The sequence below is a fragment of the Vibrio sp. PNB23_22_6 genome (assembly GCF_052877535.1).
Window position 1 is genome coordinate 205,299 of the sequence record NZ_JBNFXP010000005.1, and the last position, 26,506, is coordinate 231,804.

Genomic DNA, 26,506 nt, shown 5'->3' on the forward strand with positions numbered 1-26,506 from the left:
TGATACAAAAAGCTCCATTATTCTGGAGCTTTTTGTATTTCTGAAACCGAAAAAATGTGCGGTTACTGTGGAAAACTGTTTCTATCCAAGAGCAAATTTGTATTAGAGTTATTTGGTCGTGTGAATAGCTTATCACTAAACCTTTCCGTTATCCCGTTTTTGCCCTTGTGTGGTACAATTCCCCCAGTTTTGTGTAATAAAAAGAATAGGAAACGCTTTGACTTCGTCACTGCCCCCAAAAAAGCAAAAGCTTGAACAGCCTGCTGCAGAGCAAAAGGCGCACGCTAATAATGCAGCATCACTTCGCAAAGCGCTGGAACAGTGCATGTTGCGAGACCGTTTTCGTTTAAGCAAACGCATCTCCGGAGCGAGTAAAATCAAAAAGGATGCCGCGCGTAATGCCGTGTTCGATGAAATCGCCTTAGACATTGCTCAGTCTATGATGGACGTAGAAATACGTGGCAACTATCAACCAAAGATTGAATACCCACCTATTCTTCCTGTTAGCCAAAAAAGAGACGACATCGCTAAAGCGATTGAAGAAAACCAAGTGGTTATCGTCGCAGGTGAAACTGGCTCAGGTAAAACGACACAGTTACCGAAGATCTGTGCAGAGCTCGGGCGAGGCAAGTTTGGTCTAATTGGTCATACTCAGCCGCGTCGTCTAGCTGCACGTTCGGTCGCAAACCGTATTGCTGAGGAGATGGAAACTAAACTGGGCGAGTTTGTTGGTTATAAGGTTCGATTTAACGATCAGATCTCTGAGAATACCCAAATCAAACTGATGACTGATGGTATTTTGCTAGCAGAGATTCAGCATGACCGTTTCTTGAATCAATACGACACCATCATCATCGATGAAGCGCACGAACGTAGCTTAAATATCGATTTTATTTTGGGTTACTTGAAAGAGTTGCTACCACGTCGTCCTGATCTGAAAGTGATCATCACCTCGGCAACCATCGACCCAGAACGTTTCTCAAAACACTTCAATAATGCGCCAATCATTGAAGTGTCGGGTCGTACATACCCTGTAGAGACGCGTTACCGCCCACTAAGTGGTGATGACGATACTGACCGTGATCAGCTCGAAGGTATCTTCGAAGCAGTAGACGAACTGTGCGATGAAGGTTTGGGCGATATCCTGATATTTATGAATGGTGAGCGCGAAATCCGTGATACTGCAGATGCGTTGTCTAAGCGTAATCTGAAGAGTACCGAGATCGTACCGCTATACGCACGTTTGTCGGCTGGTGAGCAGAACAAAATTTTCCAACCACATGCTGGTCGTCGTATTGTACTGGCAACCAACGTAGCAGAAACCTCGTTGACCGTTCCGGGCATTAAGTACGTTATCGACCCTGGTACAGCGCGTATCAGCCGATACAGCTACCGAACTAAGGTTCAGCGTCTTCCAATTGAGCCCGTGTCTCAAGCGAGTGCGAATCAACGTAAAGGTCGATGTGGTCGTGTGGAAGAGGGGATCTGTATTCGCCTGTATTCAGAGGATGATTTTAACGCTCGTCCAGAATTTACCGACCCTGAAATCCTACGTACCAACTTAGCCTCCGTTATTCTTCAGATGACCGCGCTTGGCTTGGGTGACATCGACGCCTTCCCATTTGTGGAAGCGCCCGATAAACGTAATGTTCAAGATGGTGTGCGTCTACTTGAAGAGCTAGGAGCAATCAACCCAGCAGCGAAAGATCCGAAGAAACGTCTGACTGCAAGTGGTCGTCAGTTGGCGCGTCTGCCCATTGACCCTCGTTTGGCGCGTATGGTTCTTGAAGCACCTAAATTTGGCTGTTTGAAAGAAATCATGGTCATAGCGGCCGCATTGTCGATTCAGGACCCACGTGAGCGCCCATCGGACAAACAGCAATCGTCAGATGACAAGCATCGTCGCTTCTTCCATGAAGACTCGGACTTCCTGACCTTAGTGAACTTGTGGGATTACATTCAGAAGCAGCAAAAAGCGCTAACGGGTAACCAGTTCCGCAAACAATGTAAACAGGATTACCTGAACTACTTACGAGTACGTGAGTGGCAAGATGTGTACTTTCAAATCCACCAATCGATGCGCGAGATGGATTTCAAACTCAACGATGAGCCGGGCGCATACCAAAGTGTCCACAGCGCTATCTTGGTTGGTTTGCTGTCTCATATTGGTATGAAGGACCAAGAGAAGAATGAGTACCAAGGTGCGCGCAATGCTCGTTTTCATATCTTCCCTGCGTCTGGCTTATTCAAGAAACAGCCAAAGTGGATCATGTCTGCTGAGCTGGTGGAAACCTCAAAATTATGGGGCCGTATCATCGCAAAGATTCAACCAGAATGGATTGAACCGTTAGCGAAACACCTGATCAAACGCAGTTATAGTGAACCACACTGGTCGAAGAAAAATGCTGCGGTGATGGCACATGAAAAAGTGATGCTTTACGGGGTGCCCATTGTTCCCAAACGCTTGGTGAACTACGGCAGTATTGACCCTGTCATCAGCCGGGAAATATTTATTCGTAGTGCTCTAGTAGAAGGTGAGTGGGAAACCAAACATGCCTTCTTTAAGCAAAACCGCAAATTGTTGCAAGAAGTCGAAGAGCTTGAACATAAGTCTCGTCGTCGTGACATTTTGGTCGATGACGATGAGTTGTTTGATTTTTATGATCAACGAGTCAGCACGGAAGTGGTGTCAGGCAAGCACTTCGATACGTGGTGGAAGCAAGCATCTAAAGAGAATAAAGAACTGCTCAATTTTGAAAAAGAGATGCTGTTCAAAGGTGATGCGAGCCACGTGACCGATTTGGATTATCCAAACTTCTGGCATCAAAATGGTTTGAAGTTGAAGCTTAGCTACCAATTTGAACCAGGCTTGGATAGTGATGGTGTCACGGTGCATTTGCCGCTACCAATATTAAACCAAGTAGAACAAGCGGGTTTTGATTGGCAGATCCCGGGTCTGCGTCATGAGCTTGTCGTTAGCTTAATCAAATCGTTGCCAAAAACCATTCGTAAGAATTTTGTGCCAGCACCCAATTACGCGGATGCATTTTTAGCACGTACAACGGCAATGGAAGCACCACTTCTGGATTCTTTGGAAAAAGAACTCCGCCGCATGACTGGCGTAGAAGTTCGTCGCGAAGATTGGAATATGGATCAAGTTCCGGACCACCTGAAGGTGACATTCCGTGCGGTTGACCATAGAAATCGTAAGCTGAAAGAAAACAGAGACCTGTATGAGTTGAAAGAGAGCCTGAAAGAAAAAGTTCAGGAGACCCTTTCTAAAGTGGCTGATGATGATATCGAGCAGCAAGGTTTGCATACTTGGAGCTTTGGTGAATTACCAAGAGTCTATCAGCAGAAACGTGGTGGTTACGATGTGAAAGCATACCCTGCGTTGGTGGATTCGAAAGACAGTGTTGAAATCAAACTGTACGAAACGGAGTTTGAACAAGTGACCGCCATGCAAGCAGGTCAGCGTCGTTTGATTCTGTTGAATGTGCCGTCGCCAATTAAGTATCTGCATAGCAACTTGCCGAACAAGTCGAAGTTGGGTTTGTACTTCAACCCATATGGAAAAGTGCTGGATCTAATTGATGACTGCATCGCGTGTGGTGTTGATAAGTTGATTGAACAACATGGCGGTTTGGCGTGGGAGCCAGAGCAGTTCGAATCTTTGAAAGAATACGTTCGTGCTGAACTTGGTGACACCGTGGTAGAGATTGCGCAGCAAGTGGAAACCATTCTGACGACGGCTTTCAATATCAACAAGAAGTTGAAAGGTAGAATTGATTTCACTATGGCGTTTGCGTTGTCAGACATTAAAGCACAAATCGAAGGTCTGATTTTCAAAGGCTTTGCGACAGAATGTGGCTGGAAACGCCTGCCGGATATCTTACGTTATATGCGTGCCATTGAGCGTCGTATGGAGAAATTACCAATCGATCCAAATAAAGATCGATTGCACATGCTGAAGATTGAGTCAGTGACAAACGACTATAAAGAGTTACTGAACAAGATCCCGAAAGGTATGGTGATTCCAGACAATGTGAAAGAAGTGCGGTGGATGCTGGAAGAGCTTCGAGTGAGCTTCTTCGCTCAGCAATTAGGTACGCCATATCCAGTGTCTGATAAACGAATCAAAAATGCGATTGATGCTTGTTAATCTATAAATAAAAGGCGAGCGCTGATTTCGTGAGCCGTTGTTTTACTGGTATGCATTTTGCTTATCAGAGCAAATGACAAATTGAAGTCACAAGGGAGGCAAGGTTTCGCCTCTCTTGTGTTTGTAGTACCGACACCAGACTCAAATAGTGGTGTTGGTAATAATAAAGAGTAAAGGTTGATGATGAAGAAAACTCTATTAGCAGTAGCACTTTTAAGTGCTTCTTCTGCTGCGATGGCAGATTCATGGATTTACGGTGGCGCTACTGTAGGTCAGTCTGACTACAAAGGCGAAACTGATACGTCATACTCAGTACACGTAGGTACCGGTATTTTGCCAATCATCGGTATCGAAGCGGGTGTTACTCAGCACGGTGAATTCAAGAACGCAGTAGGACAAGAGGCTAAAATGACTTCTTACTACGCAGCGCTCAAGCCAAGCATCGACTTTGGCCCACTTCACGTATACGCGAAAGGTGGTATTCACCAGTGGGATAAGAAAGTTTCTGGCGGTCAAAATGATGATGATATTGATCTGATGTACGGCGTAGGTGCGGAATACTTCATCTTTGGTCCAATGTCGGTTGGCGCAAGCTACATGAACTACACAGCGGGTAAAGAAGATATCGGTTCGCTCTCTCTAAACGCAACACTGCATTTCCTATAATCATTGATATGTTGATGATTAATATGAAAAACACCGGTATTCGCTGGTGTTTTTTTTCACCTAGCGTATGACCGCTGGCGCAATATTCGAATTGTCGTGCTGTTGTTCAATGTGAAATTTAAATCACAGAAAAGCGATTATCTTCAAAAAGTGGTGAATAAAAAAAAGCCAACTGATCTGTTCAATTGGCTCTTAGAAACATCGTTTGATCGTGAGTGTTAATTACATCGCCGCTTTTTTCGCTTCTGCCACCCAAGAATCAAATAACCCTTGGTTCGCTTTAATCCAACCATTTACGTGGGACTCGATATCAGCGGAACTGTTTTTACCCTGACTCATCATCATGTTTTGCGCACTGACATCATTGATGTCCAGTTTAACAATTTCGAACAGCTTTGCAGCGGATGGGTTCTTCTCTGCGAACTCCTTATTTGCCACAATACGCATGGAGTTCATTTCAAAGCCGTAGTTTTTACCATTTGAAAGTGTGGTATCGACATCTTTACGCTCACCAGGAAGAGCAGAGAACGGGACTTCCAACCATACAACGTCTTTACCTGGTACCAATACGCCACTTACCCAGTAAGGTGTCCAAGTGTAGTATAGGATTGGGTCGCCTTTCTTATAGCGAGAGATGGTATCTGCAATGATAGCGGCATAGTTGCCTTGATTGTGCGTGACGGTGTCACGAAGCTTGAAGGAGTCGAGCTGGTGTTCAATCACCATTTCACAGCCCCAGCCAGGGTTACAACCTGTTAGATCGGCTTTTCCGTCCCCATTGGCATCAAACAGTTTTGCCAGTTTTGGATCGGTGAGTTGACCAATATTGGTGATGTTGTATTTCTCAGCGGTTTTTTTGTCAATCAGGTAACCTTGCGCAGCACCACTCACGTACTGACCTTGGCGATAAAACTTTTCATCGCCACCAGACATGGTGTATTTATCGGCATGAAGAGGGAACCAACCCACAGCAAGAAACGTGGCATCGCCTTTTGCAATCGAAGTGTAACCGACGTTGTAGTCCACTTCTTTCGTTGACTTGACATCGTATCCTAGCGCTTCTAATGCACGGTTCACGATCAGAGTCTGAAATGTCTCTTCTGCGACGGTCGATTGAAGAGGCTGAACAGAAATGCCTTTGCCCGGAAGCTCGTTAGCAAAAGCCTGCGAAGAAAATGTTATTGTGGTTAACGCACCCACAGACAGTGCTTTCTTCCATGAATTAGTCATGTGTGTTTCTCCTTAGTTTTAAGTTCGGTTGTTTCTTTTTGTTCGTGAATCTTAATAGGTATGAAATGGGCCCCGTGTGATACCAGCGTAACTTTGTATTACCCGCGTTGACGCCAAGTACCTGAGTAATCCGATCAAGCAAAATAGCAAGAATCACGATGCCTAAGCCGCCGACCGCCGCAAGGCCCATATCCAAGCGACCGATCCCCCGTAGCACCATTTGACCCAAGCCACCAACCGCAATCATGGAAGCGATGACCACCATTGATAGAGAAAGCATGAGAGTTTGGTTTACGCCGGCCATAATAGTCGGTAGCGCTAAAGGTAATTGAATGCGGTACAGCATTTGCTTTTTGCTCGCCCCAAATGAGTGGCCTGCTTCAATCAGTTCCTCTGGCACTTGTTGAATGCCAAGTATGGTTAAGCGAACGACAGGAGGCAGTGCAAAAATGATTGTGACCACAACCCCCGGAACATTACCAATACCGAACAGCATGACAATTGGGACTAAATACACGAAAGCCGGAGTAGTTTGCATGGCATCGAGTATTGGCCGAACAAATTTAGCCGCAGTGTTACTTCTTGCTAGCCAGATACCCATGGGCAAACCAATGAGCAGACAAAAGAATACGGACGTTAACACCAGCGACAGAGTCGTCATTGCTTGAGACCATGCACCGATTAAGCCGATAAAGACCAGTGATACTAGAGTGGTTGCGCCCAAACGGAAGTTAGAAAATTGCCAAGCTAACAAAAAGAGAATCAATAGCATGAAAGGGGCAGGCGTCGACACTAATGCCGTCTCAAATGAAGCAAGAATAAAATCGATAGGGATGCGAATTGCTTGGAATACGGGTCTGCCGTGTTCTACTAACCAATCTAGGCCGGATTCTACCCAAACATCAAGGGGAAGCACGGCATCTTGAAAGGGGTTCATGATATCGAAAGGGGGAGCTTCAACCACTTCTGAACTCAGCCAGTCGTTATTTTCTGCACCATCACTGCTTTGTGACCATGGGTCGTTTTGTTGTGGTGTCGCCGTTGACCATGGATCGTTGTTTGTTTGTTCTGATGACATCGAGATTAATCCTTATCCAACGTTTGCAGAAGACGTGATTTAGTCACGACCCCAAAGTAATTCCCTTGTTCGTCAACGACAGGTACGGCGTACGGAACACCAGCGACTTTCCCAAGGATGTCATTGATGGATTGATGAGGCAGTAGGGTGATACCACCTTCCAGTTGAGCGCTGGCTAATGAACGATTTTCTTTGTGCGCGAGGCGCAATGAATCGACGGAAACAATGCCTGAATAGCGGCTGGATTTATCGACGACAATCCCAAACTCACGATCGTGGTCCATCAAGATCTGCATCGCTGAACCGGGTCCATCGTGTTCGGATTTTTTGAAAACTGCGGCGGGCTTTTTACGTGCAATGTCTTTTGCCGTTAGTACGCTAGCAACATTGACGCCACGGAAAAACGCTTCGACATAATCGTTAGCAGGGTTGTGAAGAATTTCGTCGGGAGTGCCAACTTGAACCACGTCACCGTTTTGCATAATCGCAATACGATCACCAATACGCATTGCCTCATCTAAGTCATGAGAGATAAATACGATGGTGCGTTTGTCATCATTTTGCAGACGAATAAGTTCATCTTGCATCTCGGTTCTGATCAGAGGGTCAAGTGCAGAAAAGGCTTCATCCATAAGCAAGATGTCAGGATCGCACGCTAAGGCACGAGCTAGGCCGACACGTTGCTTCATACCACCTGATAGCTCATCTGGATAGGACTCTGCATAGGCATCTAGGCCTACTCGCTGCAATGCCGACAGGGCACTCGCATGACGCTCTTTTACATTGACACCGGCCAGTTCCAATCCGAAAGATGCGTTTTCAATGACGGTCATATGGGGCATTAAGGCAAAGTTCTGAAATACCATAGAGATGTTATTTCGACGAACCGTTCGCAGTTCTTCTTCAGAGATATGCGCAATGTCTTTACCTTTAAGATAAACACTACCTTTAGTGGGCTCGATTAAGCGGTTCAACAAGCGTACAAGGGTGGATTTACCCGAGCCAGATAGGCCCATAATGACAAAAATCTCTCCCTCATTAATTGAGAGAGAAACGTTATTAACACCGACGGTCAGGCTCGTTTGCTCAAAAATACGGTCTTTATCGACGCCTTTCTCAATAAGAGAGAAGGCACGGTCTGGTTGCTCTCCAAACACCTTATACAGTCCCTTAACTTCCAGTATGGGATCCATGTTGAACGTCCTTAAAGTATATATTTTGTTGTCAAATGATTCGTACTCTAAGCAATATGGTGGATAATTTCAATTAAATGCCGTGATAAATCGTTGGTTGAATTTAGCTATCTATGGGTAATTTTTGATGAGGTGTCTTTTTATTTTCTTTCATAACAATGCATTGTTGTGTTTTGGTTTGGGTTGTAATGGCATCGTGAGTTGGAGGTTAAACAGGTTCAATTGTGAGTCAACGCTTAGGTTTTTCGTTTGATGTGGTGTGTTTTCTGTTTTGACAAACTCAATTCTTGCTGATTGAGTTAGAGTTCAAAGCGTTTGTTTTTGATGGTTTATGCTGTCGCTTAGTCTAATTGACGTCGGCATTAGATTTATTGATTGCTTGAAGTTGGCCTTGGTGATATTTATCACTAAAGTCTAGGCAATGCATGGAATAAAGAATGGAAGCAGAGCAATTAGAAGTTCTCAACTTCATTAGCCAATACCCTCCCTTTGATGATTTACCGGAAGAGCACCTTAAAAACATCGCAATGAATGCGGAAGTGGCCTATTACCGAGCAGGTTCAGACATCCTAAAAAAGGGTGATGACATTCGCGATCTCTATATGATCCGTAGTGGTGTGGTCGAAATTTATCGCCGTAAAGGTGAACTGTATAACCGGTTTGATACCGGAGGTGTATTTGGGCAGATGGGATTGTTGATGAACAATCGTGTCCGTATGCCAGCCAAAGCGATTGAAGATACTTTGGTGTATTGTATTCCAGAGCAAATTTTCACGACATTATGTGATGAATTTGAAAATTTTGCTGATTTTATGGAGTTGGAAGACAGCGCTAGATTACGTACTGCCGTATCTAACCATTCAGATGGCAACGACTTTACGACCGCGAAAGCACGCAAGATATTGAGCCGTGAGCCCGTCACTCTTGAGGCGACCGCAACAATCCAAGAAGCGGCTTTGTTGATGGCGGAAGAGGGCGTCACCGCTTTGCTTATTGTTCGGCCAACGGAAGAAATTACCGAAGATGACGATGACCAGCTATTGGGTATTTTAACCGACCGAGATCTGTGTATTCGAGTTTTGGCTCAAGGTATCGATACCAATATCCAAGTCAGCGAGGTGATGAGCTATGATGTGGTTTCCCTAGATTACAGTGCCTACGTGTTTGAAGCGATGTTAACCATGCTTCGCTACAACGTGCATCACCTGCCAATTTTGAAAAACAAAAAGCCGATTGGTGTGCTTAGCATGACGGATATCGTCCGCTACGAATCGCAGAACAGCTTGTTGCTGGTCAGTTCGATCTTCCAGCAAAATACAGTTGCAGACCTCAAGTTGGTTTCGCACCAAGTAAAGGACTGCTTCGTTCGTATGGTCAGTGAAGATGCAAACGCACATATGGTTGGACGTGCGATGTCGGTTATTGGCAGTAGTTTCAAGCAGCGTTTAGCAGAACTGGCAGAACAAGAACTTGGGCCTGCACCAATCCCTTACTGCTTAGTGGCAATGGGATCCATGGCACGAGATGAGCAGTTGATCGTCACTGATCAAGATAACGCTCTGATTCTGGATAACAGTTATGATCCAGATAAGCATGGTGATTACTTTGCTCAGTTTGCAAAATTCATTTGTGATGGTCTAGCTGAGTGTGGTTACTCCTACTGTACTGGTGACATCATGGCGACCAACCCTGAATGGCGTAAAACCCGTGCAGAGTGGGAAGAATGTTTCGCGAACTGGATTGATAACCCGACACCAGAACGGTTGCTAAATAGTAATATTTTCTTTGATTTGTTAGGTGTTCATGGCCGCGTTAAGTGGGCAGAGCAGTTAAGTGGATTTATTGTTCGTCGTGCGAAGAAGAACAATCGCTTCCTTGCATGCATGGCTTACAATGCGATTCGTCGTACGCCGCCGCTTGGCTTCTTCAAAGATTTTGTGATGGAGAAAGATGGCCGCCACAGAAATTCCATCAACTTGAAACGCCGTGGTACTGCGCCATTAGCCGATTTGATTCGTGTGCACTCACTAGCCATCGGCTCTCGCTCTCAAAACTCGTTTGAGCGATTGGATGACATCAACAATGCAGGGATTTTGCCAAAAGGGCGCGGCATGGATTTGAAAGATGCGATGGAACTGATTTACATGGTGCGTATTCGTCATCAAGCATTGGATATTGAGAATGGCGAAGAGCCGGATAACAATATTGAACCAGAGCACATGTCTGAGTTTGAACGCCGTAACTTGAAAGCTGCGTTTCAGATCTTAAGTAACGCCCAGAACTACATTAAGTTCCGCTACCAGAGAAGCAGTAAATAATGTGGTTTTCTAAAAGCAAACACGGTGATTTACCGCTATCCAACACAAGTCATACGCCAGAATGGTCAACGCTGTTTCAACAATTGGCTGCCCAAGCGAAAGATGAAAGGCTTAAGTGTTATTACTCCACACCAATCGTCAGTGGAGAAACATCGCTGAAAGAGGTGCCTTTTGTCGCTATGGATTTTGAAACAACAGGCTTAAATGCGGAAGAAGATGCGATTCTGACCATTGGTCTGGTGCCATTTACCATCGATCGCGTGCAATGTAATGGCTCTCGACATTGGGTAGTAAACCCAAACCGTGAACTTAATGAAGAATCGGTGGTGATTCATGGTATTACCGATTCTGAAGTGCGCAATGCTCCACAACTCGATCAGATTTTAAGCTCGATACTGGACGCATTAGCAGGAAAAGTGGTTGTTGTTCATTACAAAAATATTGAACGACAGTTCTTTAATAACGCTCTGTTAAACGCTATTGGAGAAGGCATTCAGTTCCCCGTAGTGGATACATTAGACATTGAATATGCCATTCAAAGACGAGAGTGCGCAGGGTGGATTAACAAGTTAAAAGGAAGGAAACCCGGTTCGGTGCGTTTGGGTCATGCTCGTGAACGTTATGGTTTACCAGTATATCAACCTCATCATGCATTAACCGATGCTCTAGCGACAGCAGAACTGCTCCAGGCACAATTGCAATACCATTTTGACCGAGATATGGCACTATCTTCAATTTGGCAATAAAAACTATTTGTCGCCCTGATAGTAAAATGCAATGCATTATTGGGGCGTTTAACGTTAAAATTACAAAGTAGAGCAACCTACCTAAAAAGCGACTCAAGACTCGCACATAAGCTTTGCAGTAAGTGACGCAAGAAAGCCATCACTCCAATTCCTACACTCGATTTTTATTTGGTCACGTATTTTAAGGAGATAAATCGTGAGCACCGACAATAACGGTGGCATTCAACGCCCCGATGGTAAAGTAAACGCGATTGACACTGACTATCAAATCGGTCAGGACAATGTAGCGTTAAAAGTAGGCCCATTTGGTCTCGATATCCATAACCGTGTATTTGCTATTTCAGGTATGTCGATCATCCTGTTCGTAGTGCTAACCCTCACTTTCAGACAACAAGTAGAACCGTTCTTCTCTGGACTGCGTAACTGGCTTGTTTCTAACCTTGATTGGTTTTTCCTTTCGGCTGGTAACATCTTCGTTGTGGTTTGTTTACTATTGATCGTGACGCCACTTGGCCGCGTGCGAATCGGTGGTACTGAAGCAACGCCGGATTACACTTATGCAGGTTGGTTAGCGATGCTATTCGCAGCGGGCATGGGTATTGGTCTGGTATTCTTTGGTGTGTCTGAGCCAATGTCTCACTTCAGTGCTGCACTTGGCGGTGTGAACGTAGAAAATGGCATTCGTACTGACTGGGCTCCACTAGGCGCAGCGCAAGGCAACACAGAAGCGGCTTCTGCACTGGGCATGGCTGCAACGATTTACCACTGGGCTCTTCACCCTTGGTCAATCTATGCGCTATTGGCTCTAGGTTTGGCGATTTTCTCGTTCAACAAAGGCCTGCCTCTAACGATGCGTTCTATTTTTTACCCACTTTTCGGTGAGCGCGTTTGGGGTTGGGTTGGTCATGTGATCGATATTTTGGCCGTTATCGCGACAGTATTTGGTCTGGCGACGTCTCTTGGTTACGGTGCTTCTCAAGCCGCTACGGGTCTGAACTTCTTGTTCGATATCCCAGTGAACAATACTACTCAGGTTGTTCTGATTGTGGTTATCACAGCTCTTGCATTGCTTTCAGTGGTTGCGGGTTTGGATAGTGGTGTTAAGCGTCTATCTGAAATCAACATGGGTCTTGCCGCACTGCTGCTATTGTTCGTGATCATCGTTGGTCCAACAATGGCAATCATGACTGGTTTCTTTGAGAACATTGGCGCATACCTTACAAATATCCCAGCACTATCGATGCCATTTGGTCGTGAAGATGTGAACTATTCACAAGGTTGGACTGCGTTCTACTGGGCTTGGTGGATCTCATGGTCACCATTCGTAGGTATGTTCATTGCGCGCGTATCTCGTGGTCGTTCAGTTCGTGAGTTCATCGTGTGTGTTATCCTGATCCCATCAACCGTGTGTGTGCTTTGGATGACGGCGTTCGGTGGCACGGCGATTAGCCAATACGTTAACGATGGTTACCAAGCGGTATTTGATGCAGAACTGCCACTTAAACTGTTTGCGATGCTAGATGTGATGCCGATGGCTGAAATTACGTCTGTCGTTGGTATCATCCTAGTTGTGGTGTTCTTCATCACTTCGGCTGACTCTGGTTCGTTGGTTATCGATACCATTGCTGCTGGTGGTAAAGTCGATGCGCCTACACCGCAACGTGTATTCTGGTGTACGTTTGAAGGTTTGGTTGCTATCGCTCTGATGCTAGGTGGTGGTTTAGCGGCTGCTCAGGCAATGGCGGTGACAACCGGTCTACCATTTACGATTGTGTTGCTTGTCGCTACAGTGTCATTGATAAAAGGCTTGATGGATGAGCCTCGTCCAAAAGCGAAATCAATGAAGAAAGCAAAAGCTTAATCTCTTCACCTTAAATATAAAAAACGGCATGCCTAGGCATGCCGTTTTTTTTTGATTGTTTGTTCCGTCAGTCCCACTTTAGTTGTGTCATCTCTGTACTCATTTACGAAATGTTTTGCATCGCACTATAAATACATTAGACCTCAAATTATTTTTTCTTTCACCATATACTTTTTCTATTGTGACTGGTGTCGCATTAATAAAGATTGATTGGAGGTTTGTTTGATTTTACCCCCAGAGTGATGCCCATAATATAAAGGAATTAATTAGAGCACGAAGGATATGTATCTACACATGATCACGTCAGCACCTTGGGTGATTTATCCAGAAATTGGAGAAGACCCAAGTCAAAAATGGATTTTTCGTGAACCACAAGCAACGGATGGTGATGACATTTACAGTTTGATCGCAGACTGTCCACCACTCGACATGAACTCTTCTTACTGCAACTTTCTCCAGACTACGCATTTCAGCAAAACCTGTATTTTGGTGGAACACAAAGGCAACGTAGCAGGCTTTATTTCTGGTTATCAAAAACCAAGCGAGCCTGATGTTCTCTTTGTCTGGCAGGTTGCCGTCTCGCCTTGGGCACGTGGAAAAGGTTTAGCATTTACTATGCTTGATAGCCTTCTAAAGCGAGATGAATTGGCGAAGATTAACGCCATCGAAACGACGATCACAGAAGAAAATGACGCGTCATGGGCATTGTTCAAAAAGCTTGATGCGCAAAATGGCCATTTTGGTGAAGTGACCACTTTTCTGGATGAAAAAGAGCACTTCAAAGGCAAGCATGATACAGAGTACCTGTATCGCATACCCCTCAAATAACCTTCACTCATTAGGAATCAAATAAACGGTCTCATCATGGATATTTTCAAAAAGCAGGAATCCAACGTACGTTCATACTCGAATAGTTTTCCAGTCGTATTTCGTAAAGCAAAAGGGAGTTGGCTGGAAACAGAACAAGGCGAGCGATACTTAGATTTCCTTGCTGGAGCGGGATCTCTAAATTACGGTCACAATAACCCAGTTCTTAAACAGTCTCTGCTTGAGTACATCGAAATGGATGGCATAACTCATGGCTTGGATATGCATTCAGAGGCTAAGGCGTCATTTTTAGAAGCGTTGGATCGCTTTATTCTGAAACCACGATCATTCGATTATAAGGTTCAATTTACAGGTCCAACCGGAACAAACGCGGTTGAAGCGGCACTAAAACTGGCAAAGAAAGTAAAAGGTAGAAGCACAATCGTTGCATTTACCAACGGTTTCCACGGTTGTACTGCCGGGGCATTGGCCGCAACAGGTAACCAGCACCACCGCCAAGGGGCGGGGTCAACGTTGAATAATGTGACGCGTATTCCTTTTGAAGGCTATGCAGGAGTAGACGGTCTCGCATTATTTGAAACCATGCTCAACGACAATTCTGCGGGTATGGATAAACCAGCGGCAGTGTTAATTGAAACCGTGCAAGGGGAAGGTGGCTTAAACGTTGCGTCCAACGAATGGCTGCAGCGACTGGCTCAAATCTGTAAATCAAATGACATTCTGCTTATCGTTGACGATATTCAAGCAGGTTGTGGTCGCACGGGTACTTTCTTTAGCTTCGAGCCATCTGGCATTAAACCAGACATCGTTACCTTGTCAAAATCGATTAGTGGTTATGGTCTGCCAATGGCCATTGTTTTACTAAGGCCAGAACTCGATCAATGGAAGCCAGGCGAACATAACGGCACATTCCGTGGCAACAACCACGCATTTGTAACGGCGACGAAAGCACTTGAGACGTATTGGTCTAATGGCGATTTTGAAACTCACATTAAGCGCTGTTCAGAAAAGATAGATGAAGTGATTCAACGCAGCATAAAACGTTTCCCGGAAATGTTTGTTCAACGTAAAGGACGCGGCATGATGATCGGTATTGAATGTCAAAATGGTCAACTTTCAGGAGACATTGCAAAAGCCTGCTTTGATAACGGTATGGTCATTGAGACAGCCGGCCCGAATGACGAAGTGGTCAAATTCTTCTGCCCATTGACGATTAGCGAGTCAGATCTAACTCAAGGTTTAGACATTTTTGCAGGTGCGGTAGAAACCATCGCAGCGAAACACTTCAAACAAGCATCGTAACAAGGAAAGAACAATGATCGTTAGAACACTCGACGAGTGTCGCAATAGTGAAAGACGCGTGGTATCGGACAACTGGGAAAGTGTTCGCATGTTATTGAAAGATGACAATATGGGCTTTTCGTTCCATATCACCACAATTTATCAAGATACAGAGACCCACATCCATTACCAAAACCATCTTGAGTCGGTATTCTGTATGAGTGGGGAAGGAGAGATTGAAGTGATCGGTGGGAAGACTTACCCGATCAAACCAGGCACGTTGTACATTCTTGATAAGCACGACGAACATTATCTTCGTGCGTATAAAAACAAAGAAATGGTGATGGCTTGTGTATTCAATCCGCCGATCACCGGCGCTGAAGTTCACGACGAAAATGGGGTTTACCCATTGGTCGATTAATTTCCCTCAATTGGGGTGAGTCTTCACCCCATTTCCCCTCTTTAAAATGACCAATCATTAAGGCCCTCTCATGACTTTTACCGTAGAAAAAATCGGCGGTACATCAATGACAGCGTTTGATGCTGTGCTTGATAACATTCTTTTACGTCCTCAAAATCCATATAACCGCATCTTTGTCGTGTCCGCCTACAGTGGTATGACGGACGCGCTGCTTGAATGTAAGAAAACCAGTAAACCGGGTGTGTATCAACTGATCGCTAAGCGTGATGATTCGTGGCAAGACGCGTTAGCCTATGTTGAAAGCCGAATGTTGCTGACCAACGAGCATATCTTTGCTGACCCAATGAATCGAATGCGTGCGGACAAGTTCATTCGCTCTCGTATTGCGGAAGCGAAAAACTGCATTTCCAATATTCTAGAGACCTGCCAGTATGGACAATTCTCATTGCGTCATTATCTCCCTCAAATTCGAGAATTTCTCTCTTCAATTGGAGAAGCTCACAGCGCCTACAATACGGCACTGAAACTCAAGAATATGGGTATTAATGCGAAGTTTGTTGATTTATCAGGATGGGATAATCAAGAACCAAGAAGCCTAGAACAATCGATCAGTGATGCTTTTGCCGATATTGATGTTAGTACAGAGTTGCCGATCGTTACTGGCTACGCGTACTGCAAAGAGGGTTTAATGCACACTTACGATCGTGGCTATAGTGAAATGACCTTTAGCCGTATAGCGGCGATCACCAAGGCGGATTTGGCGATTATTCACAAAGAGTATCACTTAAGCTCCGCTGATCCGAGGGTGGTAGGCCCTGAAAACGTTCACCCTATAGGTTCGACAAATTACGATGTCGCAGATCAATTGGCTAACTTGGGCATGGAAGCGATTCACCCCAATGCGGCAACGGGTTTACGCGAGAGCAGTATTGAACTGCAAATCAAGAACACTTTTGAGCCAGAGCATAAAGGAACACTGATTTCTTCAGATTACCGCCCTGACACCGATAGGATCGAAATTATTGCAGGTAAACAGAAGGTTTTTGCGTTGCACCTCTTCGATCAAGCAATAGTCGGCAAAGTGGATAATGTAAGTTATGAGCTAATGGAAATTATTTCTGATGCTCGTGTAAGTTTGATCGGTAAAGAGATGAACGCTAATTCCATAACTTACTATCTTGGCGGTAGCACAGAAAGCCTGAATAAAGTGTTGTATAAAGCGGAGAAGCGCTATCCTAAAGCATCGATTACAGGGCGAATGGTGGCATTGATTTCTGTAATCGGCTCGCAAATTGATACGAACAAAACCTTAGCCAAAGGTGTATTGTCACTGATGAACAGTGATGTTACCCCCATAGCGCTTCACTCATCCATGAGAAATGTAAACGTGCAGTTTGTGGTGGGAGATAGTGAATACCAACAAGCGATTTGTGCCCTACATGACGAGTTTTTTGAGAAAACGCCACAGGTCACTACATCATCTAACGTGGCATAATCAACGTTCATCTTTTAATGGTTTATGTGTAGTGATAAGTATGCAGAACCATACTTGGGGTGAACTATTACAGATAAGGAGCCAAATTAGGCTCCTCTTTTTAATTTGACCTCATTATCAACACAAGCAGCGGTTTTTTGCTTTGATCATTCAATCAGTGTGCGAACCAAATCTCCACCTGCTAATTCCTCCTTCATCATGCGGGATCGGTACGACTCCCACCATGTGGTCATGTCGATTCATCCGCTACAGTCCCACACTGTGAGATTTTCAAGTGTTACTATAAATAGTTTGTCTTTGAGACAGCCACAGTGCTCAATAGTATTTAAACAATGTTGACCGAACACTTTTTTAAAGGTGTTAAATAGGAAGTTTGCTTTATGCGTAAATCAGATAAGAAAATCGAAAAACAAATTAGTGAATATAAAGCCTTAAGGCTATGTTTGCCCTCTAATTTCAGGGCGACGAATGCCAGTTCGCCAATTTCAACTTACTGAATCATGCTCAGTCTATTCGGGTAATAAAAGTTTGCTCGTCATCCACAAAAGCGACAAAGCCGCCGTGATAGATAAACACTCGGCCACGCCCTTCGACTAGGCAGGCGAGCTGTGGGTTCAAATCTTCTTCGTTATCTTGGCTTTGAAAAGTGCCAGTATCCGTGATTACGCCGCGGAGTGTCGGCAAATATCCATAGGTGCGCTTGGCTTGATCTATCAGGCTCAATTCACTGGTACTAGAGAAACAAGCGGGAATCGAACCGGCGTCTTCAATAAATAGAGGTTTCAGTTCTTCAAAGGCGGTAATCACCAGCCAGTCAATGTCGTTTACATGATGGATAAACATAGGTGTTCTCGATAATTCTGGTTCGGAGATCTTATCACTATCGGGGAAGAACGTAGTAGAGATTTAGTTGTTAAAATCGGTAAACCAGTGCCACACCCAGACATGCACTAAGGTAATTTTAAACACGTTTTGATCGAGAAATAAGCCCTAACTCCTCGTGAAAATCAGTTCACTAATATGCTGGTAGCCCGAACCCTACGACTAATGTCTAACTGTCTGAGAAGATTTGTATTTTTTTGTTTGGTATAAAGCACTAGCAACTGAATTTCAAGGGTTCATGAACATCAGTCATCGAGTTCTTGTAGAAGAGAATATAGGCAACTACTCGCTTAATCTTCGTTTAGTGAGTAAATAACGTTGGTTGGAAAAACACACCTTAGAGTGTGAACGAAAGGAATCACTATGCCACTACACTACAGTGCTGACTTTGGAAATAAAAAAGACATGCTAGCTTGGGTGTTCTATTAACTTAAGTTAGAGGTTTCTATGAAGAAAGTATTATGGGAAATTATTTTTTCACTAATGTCGTTCGGCAGCATCGCTGCAATAATTGCTCCCAATGTCCCTACGTTGTTTTACTTGCTTGGGTGGCTCTATATTATTCTAATGTTAGGTGTTGGTGTTTTGACCCTATATGCTGAGCGAATTATAGCTTGGTGCGATAAAAAGTTAGGGAACACTAAGGATGATTAAATAGGGTGGTTCACTTGCCCTGAAATATACAAGGTCAGCAGTCAGTAATGTGCGGATTGTACCTTACTGACTGAGAAGTCTGTGCCCCAAAACGTGTTTCACGTCCATCAATCGAGAACATAATTATCTCACATTTCGACCAATAATTTCTTATGCCATATGTTCAAAAAAGGGATAACAAGCGCGTACAGTGTTCTCGGCTACTCAAAAACCTTTTATAGACCTCGTAATTTGCTCTTTCATTAATCTCAATGCCACTACAGTCATAGTTCACCTAATTCATCTGACAAGTATTGTCTCTCAATTTAGTGTCCAGCTCCATTAGACCAGTACACTCTGCTGTGTGTGATGGCGGCCAACATGTTAATCAGCTAACAAGATAGAGAGGCTGGAACACATCAACTTATTGTTATATCGTGGCTTTGAGGTCGATTGAGGATGGTGAGCGGTTAGTGGCAAGCGTCGAGAGTAATTCAAGTATTAAGAGTCAGTCATTCAAAAATCTAGAGATTAATTCAGCTTGGTTTGAAATGTTGGATGACTTTATTGCGCGTCATAACATACCCAAAGAGCAGATTTTCCCTAATTTGCAGCAATATCAACAATGGAAGCAGTCTCCCGTTGTCGATTATAGTGAATTAAAACAGTGTTTGAAGCGAATCGTTGATTACAATGATGATTATACCACTTTATTTTTGGCGGTGGACGGCATAACACCGATGAGTTTTGGCACTGTTGGTGTCATGCTGGCCTCAGCCACTGATCTGAGAAGCTTATTGAAGCTGATGTCAGAGTTTCAAGCTCTTTTTGGCGGTTCGCATCGTACCGTTTATAGAGAAACACCTCATGGTGAAGGGGAACTGTGGTTAATCGATAGAGCAATCCGAGATAATGATCTCCACAAAGAATTGATCATCCTTTACGGTGCTGCGCTACTTAAATTCATCCGTCTCTGCTGCGGAGATTCAAGCCTGACTGTACATTTCAAAATGTTGGATTGGTACATCGGAGAAGAGAACTTAAGAAAGTTTAAGCAAGTCACAGGGTGCGAAATGGATTATGGCCATAGCATGCGCCGAATTGCAATTAAGAAAAAAGACCTGACGAAGCCACTCAAATTCGCCAATAGCTCGCTACATGAGGCGACAAAAAAAGCCGCTTACGATGAACTTAAACTCAGTGTCGAAAGTAACGTCATCGCGCTTACACATAAAGCGTTCTATGACATTGGACTTAATAAAAGCACTCAAGAATCTGTGGCGCAATATCTCAATATGTCGTCACGCTCGTACAGCCGTAAACTTAAGCAATTAGACACTAGCTTTTCTGAAGTGCTTAAGCAGTATCGTTTGGAGTTTGTGCTAAAAGAGTTCGACAGTAACAAAGACAATTTGACCGAAATTGCTTATCAGCTGGGCTTTTCGGAGTTAAGTGCATTTTCACATGCCTTTAAACGTTGGACCGGTTTGTCACCCCGAGAAGCATTGAACCAGCATACCCCACGTTCATAGAGAATCTCTCACATTTTAGTATTGGCGCAAAATAACAAGTTAATGGCGCTGGAAAGCAAAGGCTAAACAACAATAGTTCATATAATTACGTCTAGATAGTAGAGGGTATGCCTATGAAAAGACGTGATTTTATTAAGACTATGGGACTGGCAAGTTCTGTTGCCGCAATCAGCACAATTGCACCGAGTGCGATGGCTGCTTCAAATGGTTCTGGCGCAAAAGTTCCTTTCGGTTCAACCAACTTAAACACTCCACTTGATGGCATTGCTATGGCAAACCTTGTTCGACAGGGCAAAGTGACACCACGTGAGCTTGCAGAAGAAGCTATCGCGAAGATCAAGCAAACTAATGGCGAAATCAATGCAGTTGTGAATGAGAGATTTGAAGCAGCATTAAAAGATGCCGATAAGATCAATAAGAATGCTCCATTTGCAGGGGTTCCTATATTGGTTAAAGACTGCGTTGATGTAGCTGGTGTACCGTCTACTAATGGTTCATACATGCTAAAAAACAATGTCCCTAAAACCTCATCAGATTTTGTCGTAGCTTGTGAAAGTGCAGGTTTCAATGTATTAGGAATGACGCATTCCCCTGAGTTCACTAGCTCCGCTTCAACTGAAAGCCTGCTGTTTGGTACGACGCGAAACCCTTGGAACTTAGCACGCAGCGCGGGAGGTTCTTCTGGTGGCGCGGGAGCTGCCGTTGCTGCGGGGTATACGCCAATTGTTCATGGTACTGATGGTGGTGGTTCTTGTCGGATTCCGGCATCAATGTGTGGAATTTTCGGCTATAAACCAAGTCGCAACCTACTGATCAGTGGTGCTGTTGGTACTGACGATTTCGTCTTAACTCACTCGTCCTTCATGTCGCGCTCTGTACGAGACACTGCGCTAGCAGCTAGCCTGACCGAAAACCATGTAAGAAGTAATAATCAGCATCAACGCGTACCACTAGGCTATGTTAATCAGCCACTAGAGCGTCCTTTACGTATTGGCGTGTCATTAAAAAACATGTTTGGCGATATGCCAGACAAAGATACTCAGGAGGCGATAGCCAACACGATCAAGTTGTTGCTTAGCCTTGGGCACGAGGTGATAGACGTCAATAATCCAGTGAATGGTCCTGAGTTTATGCTGCACTTCACCGCTATTTTTGGTAGTCGCTTAGGCCAGCTAGGTAAGATGGTTGAAGCTCAAACCCAAATGAAACTCGAAGAATCTAAGGTTCTAGGGTGGCCTACGGTTGGTTGGATTAGAGAGTTCGAGCATCACGCGAGCAAAAACTCGCACTACGTTGAGCAAGGCTTTGTGTATAAAGATGCGCTTGATACAAAACTGAACGAGCAGTTTTTCAAGTCTGTCGACCTTTGGCTAACCCCCGTTACTCCAGATAAGGCTCACGATCATACGCTAACAAACCCTAAGTTAAACAGTGATTTTGAAGTGTTTAAAGAGCAGAGTAATCGCGCACTGTCATTCACTCCTGTGGCGAATGTTGCTGATAATCCTTCAATCTCTGTTCCCCTCTATTGGACTCAATCTGGTATTCCAATCGGCAGTATGTTTACTGCTGGGCGCGGCAATGACAGAACATTATTCGAACTCGCTTATCAGCTAGAACAAGCTAGCCCATGGGCGCATAAAACTGCCCCGAACTACGTATAGGGAGCTTAAATGAATAAGTTTGTTTTTTTAGCTTCAGTTTGGGTACTTAGTACTAGCGTACAAGCGGATAACTGGCGTTTTAGTGGGTATACAACATTTGGTGATATCGAGGCGAATGGTTCAGATATTACCGCATCCTTAGAAGGGTATTACCACAGTCAAAATAGGCTAGGACGATTGACTCTAATGGGTGAAATCGATAGTGCGCGTATTGGTAATGTTCAAGCGGACACAACTCCATTTCAGGTGACGCAATTTGGTGTCGCACAACGTTTTCCTTTAGGTGAACAAGCGGCAATCACTCTGGGCTATCAAAACTTATTTGGTTTTGGAGAATCTTTAGAAAACCGCCCTTCGATTGCACTGCAATATGTTTTTCAAAACGGGATGTATTTGAGTCACAGGACGCGTTACCACCATACTGACTACAAGTTGTTAAACAGTACAACGCGGTTGGATAACGTTATTGGTTATCAGTTCAATGGATATGACGCTTACTTTCAACATATTCACTTTACAACAGAAGAACGAGATGACTTTCAACTCAGGCTGACAAAACTCAATGAAACCTTCTCTCCATTCGTTGAATTAAGAACTCAACAAGATCGTGAATATTCGGCTTTCGTTGTGGGTGTAAACCTAAATATCTAACGGATTTGGCAGTCTTACATGACTGCCTTTGAAAGAGTATCGAGATTAGTATGATGAAGAAAATACAAAGATTCTTATTGAGTCTGTTCAAAAAGCTTCTATTTATTGCCGTCTGTTTTGGTTTGGGCTGGTTTTTCCATTTAGGGGCTGAAATTAATGGCAAAGATATTCCTGAAGAGTACTTCTATAGTGGAGGCTATCCCGCTCCAATTGCACTAATGAATGCTGAATGGTTCATCGGATTTGCGTCCGTTTTAACCTTACTCATGGTTGTTTACTTATTAAAATTGGCGTGGGAGCTTCATGAAATTGCTGTTCACAAGGCGGAGAAAACCATGGCTGCACATGTCACGTTAGTATCTGCACTGACAATGCTTGGGTTATTCGTTGACAAGACATGGTGGATTTTCGCCATCATCATCGCTTTTACCAACTGGTCAGCATTGGGTGAATCATTTATTCGCCTGTCGAAAAAGGTTAAAGAGGAAGCTCAATCATGAAAGAGATGCTAATACCTTATATTTTGATTTGCTGGATCTTAGTCAAAATGGGGATCATTACATGGAATCTTCGCAATGCAGTGAAAATGGTTGGGGTTGGTTTGGGTATTTTGGTCGTGCTATTTCTTGGGCACCGTATGTGGTCTCCGGTCGATATGACCAACTCCACAACAGTCAAAGCCCCTCACGCGACATTGGCTCCCTTTATGATGATGCAAGTGGATCAAGTCTTTGTTGATCACAACCAAAAAGTGAAAAAAGGTCAGTTGCTTTATACGCAAGTGAGTGTCGACACAAAAAGCTCGATTGAAGCACTACAAGCAGAAAAGCAAGCTTTGAATGCACAAATCACAGCGCATGCAGCACAAAAGCTCGCGGATGAGCACGCCATCAAAAACATTGAAGCGAACTATAAGCGCTTAAGCAAAATGGGCAACTTTGCTGCAGAGCAAAACTTGGAAGATGTTCGAGCGAGACTTAATACGGCACGCGCAGCGGCAGCAGCAGTGGATGCATCGATTCAAGCTGTACGTTCGCAAATCACAGGGGTAGACGCACGACTAAAAACAGCACGCTGGCAAGACGATAGAAAAGAGGTTCGCGCGCCATTTGATGGCCAGGTTAGCTTAATTAATATTTCTGCGGGCACTATTTTTGGAGGGATCCACTTGTATGATACTTCACGAAAATTCGTAGAGATGCGTATTGCAGACCAAACCTATAACTTGATTGAGTCGGGTCAGTTTGCTGAGTTTTATGTCGATGCATTTCCAGGAAAAACCTTCCGTGGACGTGTCCATAGTGTGAGAACGGGCACCGGTGAAGCACAAGTTAGCCTAATGCCGGGTGATCAACACGTTCGCCAGCATATTGGTAATAACATGAGTGCTCACGGTCGCACGGTTCTTATCGAGTTTGATGAGAATATGAATGGTGGTTACGACATTCCGATTGGTGCGACTGGACAAGCTTGGATAAGTGCGAAGAAACCTGCAGCGGTCGGGTTTATCGATATGATTGGCGGGGCAACAATGCGTCTTACTGCAATGAAGTCGTATTTAATGGCCTTGTAGAAACAAGAGATGCGATAACTGAAAAGGTCTAGTTTTGGCCAAGGCATTTGGCTAATGTGGTGCTAACAAAGGAGAGGATTAGCTCTCCTTTGTTTTTCCATGGTATATAATCTTTTTCAATTGAAACCGCGTCTTTTGCGATTCCTAACCTCATCGCTGAGGTTGTTCCATCAGCGCCTTTCAACACAAAGTTCTAGAAAAGCCTATATAAGTCAGCCAGTTTGATAAGCATTTCTGGTTTATAAGGGCTGTAACCATACCAAACTCGACGATTGTTGGTTCCGCTAGAAAATGGTCGCTCAAACATGCGGCGGGATACCCACTGCTTTACAAATCATTTCAGGCTCAGAATCGGCGTACTCAAGTTGGGTGTATGTGGGGGGCCAATAGGTTTGATCGCCAGGCTTGCCTATAGTGCCACTATCCCCATCATAATCGCTTGGAATAATGCGTACCAAATAACGCCCATCTAGATTATGCACTGCGTACATCTTATCTTCAGTAGTGTAAGGTGATTGGGCGGTTTGACCTTCGGTCTTGGCGGTTTCAAGCCTTTCTTTGACCGCCATCATTCGCGGTGTTCAACTTCTTCCATGCTCTAAGGGAAAGCGGGTAATGTCGCTTCATTTGGGCCACGCTAGCCCTGATCACCAATGAGTAAAGTCGCGTTTCCAATGACAATTGTACCGCCATGAACTGTACTGTCATCAACACGAGCTGCCGCTTTACCATTAATTTGACTGAGCTAGAGCCTTCTTTTATTGGATCTGGAGGCCCACCACAAACTAACTTATCACCTTCATGAGCAGCAGGAAGTCCACCAACGTTTCAGTTCTTCCTGAACCCTACTAAATATGACTGCCAAACTTCATGTTGACCAAAAACACTGGGAGGAGGTCATCATGAGAAAATTAACTTCTGGAAAATGCAGTGGCATCAAAAGACCATTTAAGCTTGAAGAGATCTGGCGGATCAGAACTAGGCTGGAGATTGAAAACGATCATCAAGAGCTGGGCTGCAAAACTGGGATTGAATGCTGACTATTACGGCACACATTCCATGCGCCGCACCAAAGCCACTTTAATCTATGCCAGAACGAAAAACATCAGGGCCGTACAGCTCTCTTGGATATTCGAAGCTAGATAATACTATTAGATACCTCGGAGTTGAACTAGAAGACGCTCTGAGACTTTCTGAGCAAACGGACTGCTAGAAGGACGGATACAAGCTTTTCATACATGTGTGCTGACGGGGCATAAAACACAAAAATTCCCAAATTCTTTGTTTCAGGGCTAGTTTCTAGCTACTCATCATTGAATATCATTTTCGAATCGAGAGTGGTCATCGATGAGTAAAAACATTTATTGGCATTGCAGTGAAGTCAACCATTTCAATCCAATCAACACGTTATAGTGTTTTGAATATTTCATCGATTGGTAATCTAGCTTTTGGCAACCCGAAATTATAATCTTCATCTTCTTTCGGATATCCCATAGCTAAGGCTACCTCACAAACAAAGCCATCTAATTCTTCTTCGAACGCTTGTCCTATCAGGGCCGTATCGACTCCCTCCATGGGTGTGGAACCAATTTCCAATCGAGCCAAGGTGTGCAGAGCATTCCCAAGCGCCAAATACATTTGCGCTTTAGTCCAATAGCCGTTGTAGCCTGCATCATCAGTGTTCACTTCCGCGAACGAGAAGCCTCCGTTTAGCATATTGTCATACATGTCTTCCGGCAGATGGCCGGAGTCTACTTCAACATCTACGCAATGCGCATATTGCTCTTTCGTGAACTTAGGGTTGTAGGCAAAAAGAATGACATGAGATGCCTCAAGGGCGTGGTGTTGATTGAATTGATACTTGATAGCAAATGTGTTGTGGAAACGCTGTTTGGCCTCGTCACTTTCCAATAACAAAAATTTCCAAGGTTGGGAGTTAATGGATGAGGCTGACATCCGAATCGCTTCTTTAATTATCTCAATTTTATCTAAAGGAATACGCTTACTGGAGTCATACTGCTTAACGGTATAGCGAAAGTGCAAATCTTTGATGATTTGATTCATTGTATGTCCTTATTAGGTGTTTGATTTTCTATTAAAGCCTAGTACAAAATATCAAGTTTAAATATTTGAACTGCTCCACAATACTGGACATCAAGTTAAGCGACTTTTGATACTTGTAGTTATCCATAATTTACCAATTTGGTAAAACACTTGTAACCCTCCCTGGATTAGTGGCACTCTAACTTAGAGTTTTTCCTATTCTCACACCTTGCTAAATACTCCCAGGGA

Annotated in this window: 22 protein-coding genes and 1 pseudogene; 17 read left to right on the forward strand and 6 right to left on the reverse strand. The window is 44.2% G+C overall.

The features are described 5' to 3' along the window. Positions 1-217: 217 nt before the first annotated feature. Positions 218-4,162, forward strand: coding sequence for an ATP-dependent RNA helicase HrpA (hrpA, locus tag ACVA54_RS06550; RefSeq protein ID WP_446642259.1), 3,945 nt, complete (start codon positions 218-220; stop codon positions 4,160-4,162). A 183-nt stretch (positions 4,163-4,345) separates the two neighbouring features. Beyond that, entirely contained in the window at positions 4,346-4,828 is a 483-nt protein-coding gene (locus ACVA54_RS06555; RefSeq protein ID WP_446619166.1) for an outer membrane beta-barrel protein, read from the forward strand. A 222-nt stretch (positions 4,829-5,050) separates the two neighbouring features. On the opposite strand, the gene proX is transcribed toward ACVA54_RS06555, so the two are convergent. Genes proX through proV form a run of 3 tightly spaced genes read right to left on the reverse strand, consistent with a single transcriptional unit; the run spans position 5,051 to position 8,329 of the window. Further along, the gene (gene proX, locus ACVA54_RS06560; RefSeq protein ID WP_446619126.1) at positions 5,051-6,058 is read right to left on the reverse strand and encodes a glycine betaine/L-proline ABC transporter substrate-binding protein ProX; all 1,008 of its coding nucleotides are present in this window, start codon (positions 6,056-6,058) and stop codon (positions 5,051-5,053) included. After that, positions 6,051-7,136, reverse strand: a complete 1,086-nt coding sequence (proW, locus tag ACVA54_RS06565; RefSeq protein ID WP_446598446.1) for a glycine betaine/L-proline ABC transporter permease ProW — start codon at positions 7,134-7,136, stop codon at positions 6,051-6,053. Before proW ends, proX begins: the two co-directional genes overlap by 8 nt. A gap of 5 nt (positions 7,137-7,141) precedes the next feature. Next, positions 7,142-8,329 carry a glycine betaine/L-proline ABC transporter ATP-binding protein ProV gene (gene proV / locus ACVA54_RS06570; protein WP_446619125.1) on the reverse strand — a complete coding sequence of 396 codons (1,188 nt, stop codon included), beginning with the start codon at positions 8,327-8,329 and terminating at the stop codon, positions 7,142-7,144. Positions 8,330-8,766: 437 nt separating this feature from the next. Between proV and ACVA54_RS06575 the strand changes: the two genes are divergently transcribed. The 7 genes from ACVA54_RS06575 to ACVA54_RS06605 all read left to right on the forward strand — a co-directional run bounded on the left by ACVA54_RS06575 (position 8,767) and on the right by ACVA54_RS06605 (position 17,279). Next, on the forward strand, positions 8,767-10,647 hold the full coding sequence (locus ACVA54_RS06575; protein WP_446619124.1) for a DUF294 nucleotidyltransferase-like domain-containing protein: 1,881 nt from the start codon (positions 8,767-8,769) through the stop codon (positions 10,645-10,647). Beyond that, positions 10,647-11,393 (forward strand): 3'-5' exonuclease, encoded by a 747-nt coding sequence (locus tag ACVA54_RS06580; RefSeq protein ID WP_172438085.1) that lies wholly within the window; start codon positions 10,647-10,649, stop codon positions 11,391-11,393. The genes ACVA54_RS06575 and ACVA54_RS06580 overlap by 1 nt, the downstream gene beginning before the upstream one ends. A gap of 196 nt (positions 11,394-11,589) precedes the next feature. Beyond that, complete coding sequence (locus ACVA54_RS06585) at positions 11,590-13,254, forward strand: BCCT family transporter (RefSeq protein WP_099078784.1); 1,665 nt, start codon at positions 11,590-11,592, stop codon at positions 13,252-13,254. Positions 13,255-13,548: 294 nt separating this feature from the next. Further along, positions 13,549-14,082, forward strand: coding sequence for a diaminobutyrate acetyltransferase (gene ectA, locus ACVA54_RS06590; protein ID WP_446649474.1), 534 nt, complete (start codon positions 13,549-13,551; stop codon positions 14,080-14,082). A 36-nt stretch (positions 14,083-14,118) separates the two neighbouring features. Then, positions 14,119-15,384, forward strand: a complete 1,266-nt coding sequence (gene ectB, locus ACVA54_RS06595; protein ID WP_446649475.1) for a diaminobutyrate--2-oxoglutarate transaminase — start codon at positions 14,119-14,121, stop codon at positions 15,382-15,384. Between the two features lie 13 nt (positions 15,385-15,397). After that, complete coding sequence (locus ACVA54_RS06600) at positions 15,398-15,784, forward strand: ectoine synthase (RefSeq protein WP_099078787.1); 387 nt, start codon at positions 15,398-15,400, stop codon at positions 15,782-15,784. A 70-nt stretch (positions 15,785-15,854) separates the two neighbouring features. Next, the gene (locus ACVA54_RS06605; protein ID WP_446649476.1) at positions 15,855-17,279 is read left to right on the forward strand and encodes an aspartate kinase; all 1,425 of its coding nucleotides are present in this window, start codon (positions 15,855-15,857) and stop codon (positions 17,277-17,279) included. Between the two features lie 504 nt (positions 17,280-17,783). On the opposite strand, the gene ACVA54_RS06610 is transcribed toward ACVA54_RS06605, so the two are convergent. Beyond that, positions 17,784-18,122 (reverse strand): cytosolic protein, encoded by a 339-nt coding sequence (locus ACVA54_RS06610; protein ID WP_099078789.1) that lies wholly within the window; start codon positions 18,120-18,122, stop codon positions 17,784-17,786. A gap of 486 nt (positions 18,123-18,608) precedes the next feature. Here ACVA54_RS06610 and ACVA54_RS06615 point away from each other — a divergent pair, with 486 nt between their 5' ends. The 6 genes from ACVA54_RS06615 to ACVA54_RS06640 all read left to right on the forward strand — a co-directional run bounded on the left by ACVA54_RS06615 (position 18,609) and on the right by ACVA54_RS06640 (position 24,214). Beyond that, positions 18,609-18,815, forward strand: a complete 207-nt coding sequence (locus ACVA54_RS06615) for a hypothetical protein (RefSeq protein WP_099078790.1) — start codon at positions 18,609-18,611, stop codon at positions 18,813-18,815. A 530-nt stretch (positions 18,816-19,345) separates the two neighbouring features. Continuing rightward, the gene (locus tag ACVA54_RS06620; protein WP_446649477.1) at positions 19,346-20,326 is read left to right on the forward strand and encodes a helix-turn-helix domain-containing protein; all 981 of its coding nucleotides are present in this window, start codon (positions 19,346-19,348) and stop codon (positions 20,324-20,326) included. A 113-nt stretch (positions 20,327-20,439) separates the two neighbouring features. Continuing rightward, the gene (locus tag ACVA54_RS06625; protein WP_446649478.1) at positions 20,440-21,990 is read left to right on the forward strand and encodes an amidase family protein; all 1,551 of its coding nucleotides are present in this window, start codon (positions 20,440-20,442) and stop codon (positions 21,988-21,990) included. Between the two features lie 9 nt (positions 21,991-21,999). Then, positions 22,000-22,641 (forward strand): hypothetical protein, encoded by a 642-nt coding sequence (locus ACVA54_RS06630; protein WP_446608662.1) that lies wholly within the window; start codon positions 22,000-22,002, stop codon positions 22,639-22,641. Positions 22,642-22,691: 50 nt separating this feature from the next. After that, positions 22,692-23,141, forward strand: a complete 450-nt coding sequence (locus ACVA54_RS06635) for a magnesium transporter (RefSeq protein ID WP_159736867.1) — start codon at positions 22,692-22,694, stop codon at positions 23,139-23,141. Then, a complete protein-coding gene (locus ACVA54_RS06640; RefSeq protein WP_446608661.1) occupies positions 23,138-24,214 on the forward strand; it encodes an HlyD family secretion protein in 1,077 nt (358 codons plus the stop codon). Before ACVA54_RS06635 ends, ACVA54_RS06640 begins: the two co-directional genes overlap by 4 nt. 299 nt (positions 24,215-24,513) lie before the next feature. On the opposite strand, the gene ACVA54_RS06645 is transcribed toward ACVA54_RS06640, so the two are convergent. Beyond that, positions 24,514-24,786, reverse strand: coding sequence for a hypothetical protein (locus ACVA54_RS06645; RefSeq protein ID WP_446608660.1), 273 nt, complete (start codon positions 24,784-24,786; stop codon positions 24,514-24,516). Between the two features lie 330 nt (positions 24,787-25,116). Here ACVA54_RS06645 and ACVA54_RS06650 point away from each other — a divergent pair, with 330 nt between their 5' ends. Both ACVA54_RS06650 and ACVA54_RS06655 read left to right on the forward strand, forming a co-directional pair. Further along, positions 25,117-25,254, forward strand: a complete 138-nt coding sequence (locus tag ACVA54_RS06650; protein WP_446644869.1) for a hypothetical protein — start codon at positions 25,117-25,119, stop codon at positions 25,252-25,254. After that, positions 25,226-25,427, forward strand: a pseudogene (locus ACVA54_RS06655) (integrase); the annotation flags it as partial. The gene ACVA54_RS06650 and the pseudogene ACVA54_RS06655, both read left to right, overlap by 29 nt. 194 nt (positions 25,428-25,621) lie before the next feature. Here ACVA54_RS06655 and ACVA54_RS06660 read toward each other — a convergent pair. Continuing rightward, complete coding sequence (locus ACVA54_RS06660; RefSeq protein ID WP_099078791.1) at positions 25,622-26,278, reverse strand: nitroreductase family protein; 657 nt, start codon at positions 26,276-26,278, stop codon at positions 25,622-25,624. Between the last annotated feature and the right edge of the window lie 228 nt (positions 26,279-26,506).

Excerpts from the sequence above, each read along its gene's own strand:
- ACVA54_RS06635 (WP_159736867.1), top strand. The coding sequence starts at position 22,692 with ATGATGAAGAAAATACAAAGATTCTTATTGAGTCTGTTCAAAAAGCTT.
- ACVA54_RS06555 (WP_446619166.1), top strand. The coding sequence starts at position 4,346 with ATGAAGAAAACTCTATTAGCAGTAGCACTTTTAAGTGCTTCTTCTGCT.
- ACVA54_RS06580 (WP_172438085.1), top strand. The coding sequence starts at position 10,647 with ATGTGGTTTTCTAAAAGCAAACACGGTGATTTACCGCTATCCAACACA.
- ACVA54_RS06610 (WP_099078789.1), bottom strand. The coding sequence starts at position 18,122 with ATGTTTATCCATCATGTAAACGACATTGACTGGCTGGTGATTACCGCC.
- ACVA54_RS06650 (WP_446644869.1), top strand. The coding sequence starts at position 25,117 with ATGAGAAAATTAACTTCTGGAAAATGCAGTGGCATCAAAAGACCATTT.
- ACVA54_RS06645 (WP_446608660.1), bottom strand. The coding sequence starts at position 24,786 with ATGATGGCGGTCAAAGAAAGGCTTGAAACCGCCAAGACCGAAGGTCAA.
- ACVA54_RS06605 (WP_446649476.1), top strand. The coding sequence starts at position 15,855 with ATGACTTTTACCGTAGAAAAAATCGGCGGTACATCAATGACAGCGTTT.
- ACVA54_RS06600 (WP_099078787.1), top strand. The coding sequence starts at position 15,398 with ATGATCGTTAGAACACTCGACGAGTGTCGCAATAGTGAAAGACGCGTG.
- ACVA54_RS06630 (WP_446608662.1), top strand. The coding sequence starts at position 22,000 with ATGAATAAGTTTGTTTTTTTAGCTTCAGTTTGGGTACTTAGTACTAGC.
- proW (WP_446598446.1), bottom strand. The coding sequence starts at position 7,136 with ATGTCATCAGAACAAACAAACAACGATCCATGGTCAACGGCGACACCA.
- proV (WP_446619125.1), bottom strand. The coding sequence starts at position 8,329 with ATGGATCCCATACTGGAAGTTAAGGGACTGTATAAGGTGTTTGGAGAG.
- ACVA54_RS06615 (WP_099078790.1), top strand. The coding sequence starts at position 18,609 with ATGAAGAAAGTATTATGGGAAATTATTTTTTCACTAATGTCGTTCGGC.
- ectA (WP_446649474.1), top strand. The coding sequence starts at position 13,549 with ATGATCACGTCAGCACCTTGGGTGATTTATCCAGAAATTGGAGAAGAC.
- ectB (WP_446649475.1), top strand. The coding sequence starts at position 14,119 with ATGGATATTTTCAAAAAGCAGGAATCCAACGTACGTTCATACTCGAAT.
- ACVA54_RS06640 (WP_446608661.1), top strand. The coding sequence starts at position 23,138 with ATGAAAGAGATGCTAATACCTTATATTTTGATTTGCTGGATCTTAGTC.
- ACVA54_RS06575 (WP_446619124.1), top strand. The coding sequence starts at position 8,767 with ATGGAAGCAGAGCAATTAGAAGTTCTCAACTTCATTAGCCAATACCCT.
- ACVA54_RS06620 (WP_446649477.1), top strand. The coding sequence starts at position 19,346 with ATGTTGGATGACTTTATTGCGCGTCATAACATACCCAAAGAGCAGATT.
- proX (WP_446619126.1), bottom strand. The coding sequence starts at position 6,058 with ATGACTAATTCATGGAAGAAAGCACTGTCTGTGGGTGCGTTAACCACA.
- ACVA54_RS06625 (WP_446649478.1), top strand. The coding sequence starts at position 20,440 with ATGAAAAGACGTGATTTTATTAAGACTATGGGACTGGCAAGTTCTGTT.
- ACVA54_RS06660 (WP_099078791.1), bottom strand. The coding sequence starts at position 26,278 with ATGAATCAAATCATCAAAGATTTGCACTTTCGCTATACCGTTAAGCAG.